Source organism: Paraclostridium sp., from assembly GCF_051656405.1.
Lineage (GTDB): Bacteria > Bacillota > Clostridia > Peptostreptococcales > Peptostreptococcaceae > Paraclostridium.
Genome location: NZ_JBOGBV010000038.1, coordinates 1 through 12,235 on the forward strand (window position 1 = coordinate 1; position 12,235 = coordinate 12,235).

Genomic DNA, 12,235 nt, shown 5'->3' on the forward strand with positions numbered 1-12,235 from the left:
CGAATTATATCCCCAATTTCTTTTTCCATAGTAAACTAATCCATAACTACCTTGATTCCACTTATCAACAGTTTCCTTAACCGGAATAACTTTAACTGTTTCGATTAATGGGTTTAATAATTTATCATAGTTATATTTAGGATTAGCATAACCATTTAAAATTAATGTAATATCCTTAGACTTATTTTTATCATAGCTTATTAAATAACTTTTTTCTTTCCCTTTATCATCTTTTCCATATATAAATGTATCAAAAGATGTAATTGTCCCATCTGGTTTAAATTTTAATGAAAAGTTATCTGACATATACAATTCTTTTGGCAACTTATATTTTTTATTAATGTCTTCAAATATACCTCCAACACCATCTTCATATATATTATTATTTTCAAATTTTACTTTTCTTTCATTTTTTAATCGTTCTATAACCCAGGATAACTTTCCTCCATAATTTACTGAGCTCTTGTATATTTTAACTCCGTAAAATGATGTTATCGTTAAAATAATTATAATAAAAATATATTTAAATTTAATTGTTTTACTGTATTTATAGTATTTGTTTTTTGTAACTTTAAATATAGTAAATAAAACTATACATATTATCAATAATAGGCATATAAAAAAGACGTAAATATTATTATTCATTCTTCCATACATACATAATGAAGATAATTCATAACAAAATGCCCAATACAAAACTATCAATATTGGATTTGTTATTAAAGAAATAAATATTTTTTTAACATTTTTCCTAAAAATATTAATCACCCCTAATCAAAATTGCAAATTATTTATATATCTTGCACATAAATTATAGCACTATATTTTACTTATTTTATGACATGCGCTTAATAGAGTATAAAAGTTGCTTTTTAGATTAATTTTCAAAACTAGAAATCATTATCATTATTATTAATGTTTTATATATTTTTTACCGGGTAAAATAAATAGGTATTCATATACCTTATAAAATAACGAAAGGAGATTGTCATAATTTTTATGACATTGATTAATAATGTTTAGCATCTCAGGATTAATTTTATCATTGATACTTATAATGTACCTAGCTTATAAAGGTTACTCAACAATAATAACGGCCCCAATAGTTTCTATATTAACAATAATTCTTACTACAGGATTTGACAGCCATCTAATGGCGAATTATACAGAAGTATATATGGTTGGATTTGCAAATTTTATAAAAAACTACTTCCCTCTTTTTATGACCGGTGCGGTTTTTGCAAAATTAATGGAGGAAGCTGGATATGCAAAATCTATAGCTCATTTTATAACTAAGAAACTCGGAAAAAATAAATCTGTATTAGCTGTTGTTCTATCTGGATCACTTCTTACATATGGAGGGGTTTCATTATTTGTTGTTGCATTTATACTTTATCCAATTGCATCTATGTTATTTAAAGAAGCTGATATTCCTAAAAGACTTATTCCTGGAACTATAGCTCTAGGTGCATTTACTTTTACGATGACAGCTATGCCTGGCTCTCCAGAAATTCAAAATGTTATACCCATGAAATACTTTGGAACAGATACATTCGCAGCCCCTATTATAGGAGTTTTTGCAAGTATCTTAATGCTAACATTGGGAATGTTATGGCTTACTAAGCGTGTTAAATCTGCTAGGAAAAATAACGAAGGTTACGGCAAGCATAATCATAGTTCTATTGAGGAAAATTATGAGAATTCACCTAATATATTTAGAGCTGTTACCCCTATAATTATAATTTTCATTACTAATTTGTTCTTTTCAAAAGTTTATTATGAAAATATAAACGGCGAATATTTAAGTATCTTTAATACTACTTTAAGTAATGTTTCTGGAACTTGGAGTGTTATAATTGCAATAGTTCTAGCTGATTTATTTATAATATTAACTAACTACAAAAACATAAAAAATTTAAAATCAGTTCTAGATATAGGTGTTTCTAATTCCTTCAGACCACTTCTTAATTCAAGCGCAATTGTTGGATATGGAAGTGTTATAAAATCATTGGCAGTATTTAGCGTTATTCAAACATTTATTTTCGGTATTTCATCAAATCCAATAATATCAGAAGCTTTATCAGTAAACTTGATTTGTGGACTTACAGCTTCAGCTTCAGGAGGACTTGGAATATCCCTCGATGCACTTGCACCTACTTATTTACAAATGAGTCATGCTTTAAATATTTCTCCTGAAATTCTCCACAGAATAGCTTCTCTTTCTTCTGGTGGATTAGATACTCTTCCTCATAATGGAGCGGTAATTACCACACTTGCTATTTGCGGATTAACTCACAAAGAATCTTATAAAGATATTTTTGTCACTTCTGTAGTTATACCTATTTTAACAACCGCTATAGTTGTAATATTAATTTCTCTTAAATTTGCAGTTTAATTATATAAGAAGAGATTATTATTTTTTTAATATCTCTTCTTATATAAAAATAATTTAATGTTTTAAAAACTTATTTACTTATACTTTTTAAGTCCTTATATCCTATCCTTTTTACAGAAACACTTACTACCTTTATTAAAAACAATCCACAAACTAAATTAATTAAAACTGCAGGAACTACTGCTACTAAAAATAATGATTTGAACGTCCCAGGTAATCCTACTAAAACTAATGCAGATAATAAAAAAGTTGTTCCGCTTACTAATGTTCCTATTGGTAATATTATTAAGGATATTACAAAGTCTTGAGTTTTTTCTTTAAAATTTTTTATAAATGGGAACTTATACATAATAAATACTAAAACATATATTATATTTGTTGTAATAACTTTATCTAATATATTCGGGAATTGTCCTCCAGGAAACTTTGTAGTCAATGCTGTAAAAATTCCAGTTACAACTCCACATACAAGTGAAGTTTTATAATCATCTTTATTTAAAATAATTATTGTAAATAACATTATTAATGTCATATCTGGCTGAATTGGCAAGCCGATAGTTGGTGTTATTTGATGCAATAGTAGCCCAATCGCTAATAATAGCGAATTTAAAACTAATTTTCTTGTATTTGTTTTCATAATTATGTCCTCCTATTTTTTTTAAATAGTTATTATTTTTCATTGTAAATTTCCAATGATATAAATCGCTGTCTTTTGAGATACTTATTCACATCATATTTATCACCACCTTTAATTTTTGGGAATTAAAAAACTCCGTCCTATATTAATAGGACGGAGTCTATCCGCGTTGCCACCTAATTTATGTACAAAAAAATCATTTGTACATCGCTCAATTTCAGGTACTATCATACCCTATTCGCTATAACGTGCGACACACGGTAAAGTCTACTCTCACATACTGCGATTTCAATTTACTCCTCAAAGGCCCATTCACTAAATCACTTCTTGCCAAGATTACACCATCCTCAGCTCTCTATATTGAACCTAAATTTAGCTACTATCCCTTTTCTTAGGATTTATATTAAAGTTATTTAAAATAATATTCTATACAACTTTATTTGTCAATTTATTTTTTAATAACTACTCATATATAATTAATATGATTTATTTATATGAGGTATATATTAAAAAGTTTACTAATTTATTTTAAGACTTTGGATTATTTTACTCCAACTTGATCCCATGCAGCTTTAACATCATTAGCTACTTGATCTCCATAAAGGTCTTTTGCTGATTGAACTAAAGAACTTTTAGCATCTTTAAATTGTGATTGTCTTGTTAAGTATTGAGTAAGAGCTCTATAATATATTTTCTCTGCTTTTTCTTTACCTATTTTAGTTATAGTGTTATATGCTGCTTTATTAGGTATACCACTATTTATATGAACTCCACCTCTATCATAATATATACTATAGTTTTTATAGTCTTTCATATTTGCTGGTTGTCCATGTTTTGTAGGATCTTGTAAGTCTCTTATAGCTTCACCAGGTGTTTTATATAAATCTTCTCCCATTTGCCAGTCATCACTATCTACAAAATAACCAAATACATCTGAGAATGATTCATTTAATGCTCCTGGTTGATATTGGTAAACTAGATCTGCTGATGATGATGTAACCCCATGTGTTATCTCATGTGCAACAACGTCATTTGCTGCTGTAAAAGCATTTTCTGTTGTTTTATTTCCATCACCATAACTCATCTCTACGCCATTCCAGTAAGCATTACTCATACTACTTCCATCCTCTTCAGGAACATGAACATAAGAATTTATATCTGATCCATTCCCATCATAACTTTCTCTATTATGAGTATCTTTGTAGTAGTTATAAACTTGATCTGTAAAATAGTGAGCATCTACAGCTGCTTTATCTTGATCGAAGAAGTTTTTTATATTTGTAATAATATTTCCAACTGTTGTATCACCTTTAAAAGCTTCGAAACTTTTAGTTATTATTTGACCTTTATGAGTAGTATCCACTAATTGATATTTACCATTATCTTCAGTTATTTTTAAGTTTTTAATTTGTCCATCTGAACCAATTCCAGTACCTGTTGCTTGAGTTGCTTCTTCTAAAACATTTTGTTTTTCAACTATACTACCATTTTCTGCATCTACTTTAATTAACCAATGAGCAGGCTCTGGAACAGAATATGATAAATCTAAAGCATATACAGCTCTATTAGTTTTTTCATCAACAACAATTTTAGCATCTTGGATTGTATCTTCACCTGATAAGTTTTTAACTTCATCACGTGATTTTTCTATTGATTTAAAAGCTAACTCAATAGCTTTATCTTTATCTATTTTAGTTTCATTTTTAACTTCCAATTTACCTTGATCTAAATCCCCATTTACAAAAACAACTTTTCCATCTTTATCTGTGTGTATCTTAACCTCAGCTTTATCTGCAAAATAACCATCAGCTTTAGGTTTTAGAGTATAGTGAGTAAATCCTAAGTCATCTTTTTCTTTTTTAACTAATTCATATTGATCTGCATTGTCTTTTACTTTGTAATCTTCAGATACATTTTTTAATACATCTTTTAAATCTTTATCCGCTGTAACATTATAAGCTTGAGGCAATTCTTCCTTAGTTTGACTATCTGCAAAACTTACTGTAGGTGCTAAAAATCCGCATGATAAACCCGCAATTGTTAAAATAGCTAAATTTCTTTTAAACATTAAAATCCATCTCCCTTGTTAAATTTTTAATTAATACTTTTGAAAATTTTAACCCTCACTTAAATAACATTAAATTAATGCATAAAAAATATTAGTTAAGCCTTCAGACTGTCAATTTTGAAGTTTTTGTTTTTGTAAAAATTTAAGAGGAATGCTTTTAGAATACAGTTTGGTATAAAAAATAATATAAAAATTGTCTATATTAATTATATAAACAACAAATTAATACTTAAAAAATATATATTTTTATTTATTTTATTAGTAAAAGATTGAAAATAAAAGATTTGTTTCTTTTTGAAAATGATTTTGTATACAAAATTTTGGTTATTACTTTAACATAATTATGTTAGTCTTTCAATATAGATATTATATACGTATAGTTAGATTGTCAACTATTTCCAGAAAAAAATATTTAGATTGCTAACTTTATCTATAGATAGTTAATCTAAAAATGGCTTATACACTTAAGTACAAGCCATAAAAATCAATTGTTAAATTTACCAAATAAAAGGTATTAGACGATATTTTATTTTTGAACAATAATTTTTATATCCATTAAGATTTTTTAAAAGCATTTCTTCTTCATTTTTTATCCTAATTATAGTTATTGGAATTATAAAAAACATAGGTATAATTGAAATATAAGAACCAAGTGCAATAGGCATAAACAATGACATTATTACCATGCCTAAATACATAGGATGACGAACTACTGCATATGGCCCAGATGATATAACATTTTGCTCATTCTCAACTTGTATAACTGTAGATGCATAACTATTTTTCTTAAAAACATAGAATATAAATATGTATGATGCAAATACAATAATATTTGATAAAATTACAATCCATAGTTCTACATTTGACCAATAAAATCTAAAATCAATTCCAGGTAAAATAAATGCCAAATAATATGCTTTTAAAATTAAAGGTGTCTTTATACTTTCTTTTGTTTGCTTAACTTTTGCACGTCTTGATAAAAATTCTGGATTCTTTTTAATAAAATAAAAAGTTATAAAAAAAGTAATTATAGAAAATCCAGACCAAAAAATCCACCCTTCCCAAAATTTTATAGATCCCGCTGGAATAAATAAAATAATCCACATAAATACAGTAAGTATAATTGGCACCGTAAATAAATTTTTCTTTGATTTGTTATTTTTTTTCAATAATGTTTCCTCCCTCTTTTTTATTTACAGAGTTATAGTCTAAATATTTTTGTATAAGTTTTTTATGTTTTATTTGTGCTGGTGATAAAAACTTATTTGATACTTCATCAAATAGATTTTCATTAGTAATTTCAAATCCATCTTTTTCATAAAGCATTTCTTTTAAAATCGGTTCATTTTTTATAAATTCCGATCCCTCTTTAGCAAGTTTTTCAATTTCTGGATCATCTACTGACATATATTTTAGTTTAAATAATCTCTTACCTAATTCTAATGCTACTTCATATTTTTTAGGATTTAATTTAAAATATTTTGCCATTTCACTAAAATTTTCTTTGTAGTTTTTTCCCCACTGAAAATCATCCATAACCCCAAATATATTACGTTGCTGTTTGAATAAATCTTCATGTGAATTTTTATAACTTTCAAATTGATCTTGATTTAATGTTTCTGTAATAGCTCTAAATGAGCTAGATTCAAATAAAGTTTCCTCTACATCTTCAACTTGTTTGTTTAATAAAATTTCAATTTTAGAAATTTGATCATCTATTTTCTTTTTTTCAATCAATAATTCAGAATGTAGTGACTGGAGTACCTCTGTAATGTTTTTATTATCCTCTGCATGTCCCAAAATTTCTTTTATTTGCTTCAAATCTAACCCTAAATTTTTTAAGTGCTTTATCATTCTCATTTGATTAAGTTCTTCTGCTCCGTATAGACTATATCCACTTTTTAATCTTTTAGGTTCCTTCAATAATCCAATTTTATGATAATACAAAACAGTTTTTAATGTACTATTAGTTAATTTAACAAAATCCCCTATTAAAATTTGATTTTCCATCTTCATCCTCCGTAGATTTATTATAAACTCCATCCTAAGGATGGAGTCAATTTAAATTTTAAGTTTAAAATTACCAATTTGTTGATTACTTTAATTATTATTGTTCAAATTTTTATATATATTATTAAAAAAACTAAAAAGTAGAAGAATCATTATCATTTGATAACTAGCCTTCTACTTTAATAATTAAATTTTTTTATATTAAATTAAACTCTTTTAAAATTATATCTTTTTCTTCACCAAATAGTTCTTTCGTTCTTATAAGTGGATATCCTACTTCAAGTATAAGATCAAAGTTATTATCAATATTTTTTTTATGAGTAATTAATGCATAACTATGTGTTTCAATAACTTCTTTTACTAATTTAACTGCACCCCAATGGCTGTTTTCTAAGCGATGTTGGAATCCACATATAAAATCGTCTACTGTATATACAAGTGCATAAACTGAAGGGGATGTGTGAAACATATCAGCTAATCTATTTTCATTTGAATCATATAAATATCCATTTTGACTTAATATACATTGTAGTTCTTCATAATATTTAATCTTGCTTAATTCTTCTATATAATTGCTAGAAAATATATTATCACTATCTATCCTAATATGATAAATATATTTATATCCATCTATTAATTTTTCTATATAACTATCTCCATCATCTGTAAAAATTATATTTTCAGGAAGTTTTGGATATTTAGATAATGCATCAAATATTAAACTCTCACTTTCTTTTGCATATCTCACAACACATTTAAATTCTTGATTTGTTTGATTCATCAAACTTTTTCCCGTATATTTCATAAATATATCTATTCTATAATCAATCCATTCTTTTATTTTTGATTGTTTTTTTACATCAATAAATCTGTCATCAAATTCTGGCCAAAACGGGTTTGTGTCTGTATTAAAGGGTATATCTACAATCATAGCAGTTTCTTTGTTCATACTTAGGCACTCCTTTTAAAAATATATTTCGCATAATATGACATTTACTAATATACTATGAACTATAGATTCTTTATGTTAATAAGTCTCAAACCAATTTTGGATTAAACAATCTTTTAATATTTGAAATTTCTCTTCACCTATAGAATTTATAATTTCATTTTGAAATTTCTCTTTTAAAATTAATGTTTCTTTACAAAACCTAAATCCCTTTTCAGTTAAACAAAGCACCTTATCTCTAGAATTTACATCTTTATTTTCTATCATGATGTAGTCTCTTTCAATTAGACCTTTTGCACATTTATGAGCACCTTGACGTGATATACCTATTATCCTTCCAATCTGTGCCACGGTTAATTTATCTTTTTCAATCAGGGCAAGCATATATGATTCTGTATCAGTAACTCTTTCTTCCCCCATTTCAACCCAAGTTTCTATAACCATTTTTCTAAGCTTTGCATGCTTTTCACTTATTAAATCTATTATATTTAAACTCTGAAAATTTGAATTCATATTAATACTCCTTTTTTATTAAATCTCTTTATATATTATATATAAATTTACAAATAAACAATATAATTTTAGTAAACTTAGTTGACATTTTTAGTTCAAAGGTGATATCATACTTTAGTCAACTAAGTTGACAATAATAAGAAAAGAGAGGTATTTAAATTGTTTAAAAACAAAAAAGAACATTTTATATTTATATTGATGATATGTACAACAATGGTGTTTATTATGAGTTGCTATAATATAGCTATAATTGAAGGTTTTTCATTAAATATATTTAAGCATGCATTAATGGGATTCCCTCTAGCTTTTGTATATGCACTAATAGGAGATATATTCATAGTTGGTAAGATTGTAAAATTTATTTCAAGTAAAATATTAAAACCAAATGATAGTATGGTAAAAGTAGGAGTCTGTATGTCATTTTTTACAGGATGCGGTATGGTTATTTGGATGTCATTATTCGGAGTAGTTACTAATATAGGATTATCTTCAAACTTCATTTATGCTTATATTATTGCTATGTTTACAAATTTTATATTTGCAATACCTTTAAACTTACTAATTGTATCACCTTTAATGAGATTTTTATTCTTTAAGCTATTTCATCCTATTTCACATATTGATGATCAAAGAAAAGCTGTGTAATAATTAAGTTAATATAAAAATAGCCCTAATCCTTTAAATTTGGATTAAAGCTATTTTTTCTTAACATCTTTATTGTCTAAAATAATTACAGTTTCTTTATCTTCATTTGCTATTCTCTTTGTGTCATTTACAAGCTGTATAACATCTTTATATGATTTTTTTACTCCCTTTATAAGTAACGAAACTCCTATAAAATCAATCTTTAGCCATCTAGAAAACAATCCTCCAAGTGTCATTGGTACTGGAACTGTTGGTGAGGTGTTAGAAAATATTATTTTTTCTTCTAATAAATTTTGTTTATGTAGCATAGATGCTAAATTGTATAATCCAGGAATTAGAATTTTTGAACGCCCTCTTCCCATAGCATAAACTTCATTCCCATCTTTATCACTTCCATAATGAAAAAGTTCTCCACGATTTCCATATACCAGCTTATTAAAGTTAGGTAGATTCAATATTTCATCCTTAGTTGGTTCTCGATTCTCATCTAACATTTCCAAGTGGTACGCAACTGCTATTATAGAGGAATGAGTCCCTCCGTAACAATTATATATGTATATCATTAAATCACCTATTTTCTCATTATTTGTTTTTTCAACAAATGTAGTATATGCATTATATGTAAATATTAAAATAAAAACTTATAAATACATGGACAAATTTATTATAATAAATTAACATATACTCAATGAGGTGAATTTCTTTGAATAAACAATCAAATATAGATATAAAAAAATTTATAGACACGTTTGAAAACTTAGCAAGAATTGAAAGACATAATCAAACTATAATGGGAATAAAAAAAAGTGAAGCTCGAGTTTTGCTTTGTGTAGAATTTCTTCATGAGGAAAAAAAATGTAAAGTTAACATTTCAGAAATTAGTAAAAATCTATCTATTACTTCTCCCAGTACAACTGAATTCGTAAAAAATTTAATTAATAAAGGTTATTTGGAAAAACATATTAATCAAAATGATAAAAGATTTATTGAAATAACTTTAACTGATGAGGGTAAAAAAATAGTACAGGATTTAAAAAAATACTTTAATTCTTTATTTTCTGGAGTTATAGAAATATTAGGAGAAGAAAAAAGCAAATTATTAATTGAATTATTAGATATAGTTAACATCTATTTTACTGAATGGTATAGTAGACCAAAATAGAAAGTAAATTTCTATTTTGGTCTACTATTTTTTAATTTAATAAATCTAAGCTATTTAATGTTGACTAATTATTATAACCATGTTAGCATATTAATAGTTAGGTTACCTAATTAATTAATATACTATGAAAATATCAAAGCAAGTAATTTTAAAATTCTCAAAATTACTTGCTAAATATAAGTTAAATATAAAAATTGTTGAGGTGAAAACTATTGAAAAAATCATACATTGTAATGGGATGTACATTCTTAATTGCTCTATCTTTAATTTCAAAAGCATTTTTATTAAATGAAAGCATAAAATCATTTTTAGTAATATTCTTTTTTGTTGGTTGTGGAGTAGGATCTTTAAGACTATTTGTTAATAGCCAAATAAAGAAAATGAAGGGAAAAAAATTAATAAGAAAAATTCTCTTCTTTGCAGTTTTACTTGGAATAGGTCTTCCTTTTCAAAATTGGTTCAGAGTTAATGTAATAATGACTATGAATAAATCATTTATGCCATGGAATATTTCTATAATGGTAACAGGAGCTATTTTTATTACAACTTTCTTTGGTTTTGTGAAAGATAAATTAACTAAAAAAAGAATAACTGAGGATATATTAGCAAAAGCATCATAATATTTATTTTTAATTTTAACTTTATTAAATTAAAAATTGGAGCTTATATCTAAACTTCAATAACAAAAACAAGATTGTATATTTTTAATTTATACAATCTTGTTTTTTATGTATATTAATATAAATTTTTGCACCATTTATATAGTTCCAATTACCATTGTGATTTTGGCCCTTTGCACCTAACTCAAAGTGCAACATAGAGATTCCTAAATCAATATCTTCATATCCATACTTATCTGATACTTTATAAGCTTTTATTTCATTATCTACAAACGAATACCCTACTGGCTGCTTATTTAATGCAGACGGTGCTTTTATTACAAACTCAATTCCTTCTTTTATCCAACTTGGTAATAATTCAGTATCTTTTTCTAATAATATTTGATCAAAAGATTTTTTACTTTTGTTCATTTTAGAAATTAGCTTTTCTCTTATACTTTTATCTTCTAAAACTTCACCTACTGCTATTACACAAATTAATTCTTCATCTTGATTTATATCTATATATTTTTTACATTCATTTTTATCGTAAGTTCCACCTATCCAACAAGTTCCTAAATTCATATAAGTTGATTCTAGTACTAACATTTCTCCATAATATCCAACTTTAGTTTTATAGTTATCTATACTTTTATTTCCTACTAAAGCTATACATGAATTTAATCCTTTTATTATTCCATATGATGCTGAAAATCCTTTGAATAACTTTGAACAATCTTCTATAAATTGAAAATTTAATCCAGTTTCTTCATTTATTTTATAAATTAATTCTTTTATTTTATTTATAGCTTTTATTTCTAATTGCTTATTTATATATGCTCTTCTTGAGGTTCTATAGCTTACAGCCTCTATCCAATTATTATTAAATTCCATTTTTAATCACCTCTGCATAAGTAATAAAATAATACTTATTTACATTTATCTATTTAATATATTTTTCTATACAATCTAATTTTTTTACTAAATCATCAAACTCATGAAGGTATTTTATATAGTCCTCTTCTGCTAAATTAAGATTTTCTGCTATTCTTCTTGGAATATCTTTTGCTTTGCATTCAATTTCTAATCCTTTTTTAGTAACAACTATATAAATTTTTCTATCATCATTTTCATCTTTAACTTTTTCTAAATATCCGTTACTTTCCAATTTATTTAAAATAGGAGTCAATGTACCAGTCTTCATTTTTAACTTAGAACTTATTTCTTTAAAAGGTAATTTTTTATGTTCCCACAGAA

General features: G+C 25.7%; 13 protein-coding genes, 1 pseudogene and 1 other annotated feature. Of the genes and pseudogenes, 4 read left to right on the forward strand and 10 right to left on the reverse strand.

Translation table 11 applies throughout. The annotated features are described in order from the left end of the window. Positions 1-645 (reverse strand): annotated as a pseudogene (locus ACRDDE_RS05175) (WD40/YVTN/BNR-like repeat-containing protein); the annotation flags it as partial. 400 nt (positions 646-1,045) lie between these two features. On the opposite strand from ACRDDE_RS05175, the gene ACRDDE_RS05180 reads away from it, so the two are divergent. Then, a complete protein-coding gene (locus ACRDDE_RS05180) occupies positions 1,046-2,395 on the forward strand; it encodes a GntP family permease (protein WP_438626016.1) in 1,350 nt (449 codons plus the stop codon). A 70-nt stretch (positions 2,396-2,465) separates the two neighbouring features. Here ACRDDE_RS05180 and ACRDDE_RS05185 read toward each other — a convergent pair whose 3' ends face one another. From ACRDDE_RS05185 to ACRDDE_RS05210, 6 genes are all read right to left on the reverse strand, one after another. Then, a complete protein-coding gene (locus tag ACRDDE_RS05185; protein WP_438626017.1) occupies positions 2,466-3,032 on the reverse strand; it encodes a tryptophan transporter in 567 nt (188 codons plus the stop codon). 146 nt (positions 3,033-3,178) lie between these two features. Further along, positions 3,179-3,434, reverse strand: a binding site (T-box leader). Positions 3,435-3,573: 139 nt separating this feature from the next. Beyond that, the gene (locus tag ACRDDE_RS05190) at positions 3,574-5,100 is read right to left on the reverse strand and encodes a M4 family metallopeptidase (RefSeq protein ID WP_438626018.1); all 1,527 of its coding nucleotides are present in this window, start codon (positions 5,098-5,100) and stop codon (positions 3,574-3,576) included. Positions 5,101-5,597: 497 nt separating this feature from the next. Then, on the reverse strand, positions 5,598-6,269 hold the full coding sequence (locus ACRDDE_RS05195) for a methyltransferase family protein (RefSeq protein ID WP_438626020.1): 672 nt from the start codon (positions 6,267-6,269) through the stop codon (positions 5,598-5,600). Then, a complete protein-coding gene (locus ACRDDE_RS05200; RefSeq protein ID WP_438626021.1) occupies positions 6,256-7,110 on the reverse strand; it encodes a MerR family transcriptional regulator in 855 nt (284 codons plus the stop codon). Before ACRDDE_RS05200 ends, ACRDDE_RS05195 begins: the two co-directional genes overlap by 14 nt. Positions 7,111-7,306: 196 nt before the next feature. Further along, a complete protein-coding gene (locus ACRDDE_RS05205) occupies positions 7,307-8,059 on the reverse strand; it encodes a hypothetical protein (protein WP_438626022.1) in 753 nt (250 codons plus the stop codon). 78 nt (positions 8,060-8,137) lie between these two features. After that, entirely contained in the window at positions 8,138-8,572 is a 435-nt protein-coding gene (locus tag ACRDDE_RS05210; RefSeq protein WP_438626023.1) for a MarR family winged helix-turn-helix transcriptional regulator, read from the reverse strand. A gap of 159 nt (positions 8,573-8,731) precedes the next feature. Between ACRDDE_RS05210 and ACRDDE_RS05215 the strand changes: the two genes are divergently transcribed. Further along, positions 8,732-9,217 (forward strand): DUF2798 domain-containing protein, encoded by a 486-nt coding sequence (locus ACRDDE_RS05215; protein WP_438626024.1) that lies wholly within the window; start codon positions 8,732-8,734, stop codon positions 9,215-9,217. A gap of 50 nt (positions 9,218-9,267) precedes the next feature. Here the strand turns inward: ACRDDE_RS05215 and ACRDDE_RS05220 are convergent, their stop codons facing one another. Further along, on the reverse strand, positions 9,268-9,780 hold the full coding sequence (locus tag ACRDDE_RS05220; RefSeq protein ID WP_438626025.1) for a DUF3189 family protein: 513 nt from the start codon (positions 9,778-9,780) through the stop codon (positions 9,268-9,270). Positions 9,781-9,920: 140 nt separating this feature from the next. On the opposite strand from ACRDDE_RS05220, the gene ACRDDE_RS05225 reads away from it, so the two are divergent. Further along, the gene (locus ACRDDE_RS05225; RefSeq protein ID WP_438626027.1) at positions 9,921-10,379 is read left to right on the forward strand and encodes a MarR family winged helix-turn-helix transcriptional regulator; all 459 of its coding nucleotides are present in this window, start codon (positions 9,921-9,923) and stop codon (positions 10,377-10,379) included. Between the two features lie 212 nt (positions 10,380-10,591). Further along, positions 10,592-10,999: a hypothetical protein gene (locus ACRDDE_RS05230; RefSeq protein ID WP_438626028.1), complete on the forward strand. Its 408-nt coding sequence runs from the start codon at positions 10,592-10,594 to the stop codon at positions 10,997-10,999. 84 nt (positions 11,000-11,083) lie between these two features. Here ACRDDE_RS05230 and ACRDDE_RS05235 read toward each other — a convergent pair whose 3' ends face one another. Together ACRDDE_RS05235 and ACRDDE_RS05240 are read right to left on the reverse strand one after the other, a co-directional pair. Further along, positions 11,084-11,872, reverse strand: a complete 789-nt coding sequence (locus ACRDDE_RS05235) for a nitroreductase family protein (RefSeq protein WP_438626029.1) — start codon at positions 11,870-11,872, stop codon at positions 11,084-11,086. Between the two features lie 49 nt (positions 11,873-11,921). Then, a partial coding sequence (locus ACRDDE_RS05240; protein ID WP_438626030.1) for a MarR family winged helix-turn-helix transcriptional regulator occupies positions 11,922-12,235 on the reverse strand: 314 nt, incomplete at its 5' end.

Excerpts from the sequence above, each read along its gene's own strand:
- ACRDDE_RS05185 (WP_438626017.1), bottom strand. The coding sequence starts at position 3,032 with ATGAAAACAAATACAAGAAAATTAGTTTTAAATTCGCTATTATTAGCG.
- ACRDDE_RS05190 (WP_438626018.1), bottom strand. The coding sequence starts at position 5,100 with ATGTTTAAAAGAAATTTAGCTATTTTAACAATTGCGGGTTTATCATGC.
- ACRDDE_RS05200 (WP_438626021.1), bottom strand. The coding sequence starts at position 7,110 with ATGGAAAATCAAATTTTAATAGGGGATTTTGTTAAATTAACTAATAGT.
- ACRDDE_RS05205 (WP_438626022.1), bottom strand. The coding sequence starts at position 8,059 with ATGAACAAAGAAACTGCTATGATTGTAGATATACCCTTTAATACAGAC.
- ACRDDE_RS05210 (WP_438626023.1), bottom strand. The coding sequence starts at position 8,572 with ATGAATTCAAATTTTCAGAGTTTAAATATAATAGATTTAATAAGTGAA.
- ACRDDE_RS05220 (WP_438626025.1), bottom strand. The coding sequence starts at position 9,780 with ATGATATACATATATAATTGTTACGGAGGGACTCATTCCTCTATAATA.
- ACRDDE_RS05235 (WP_438626029.1), bottom strand. The coding sequence starts at position 11,872 with ATGGAATTTAATAATAATTGGATAGAGGCTGTAAGCTATAGAACCTCA.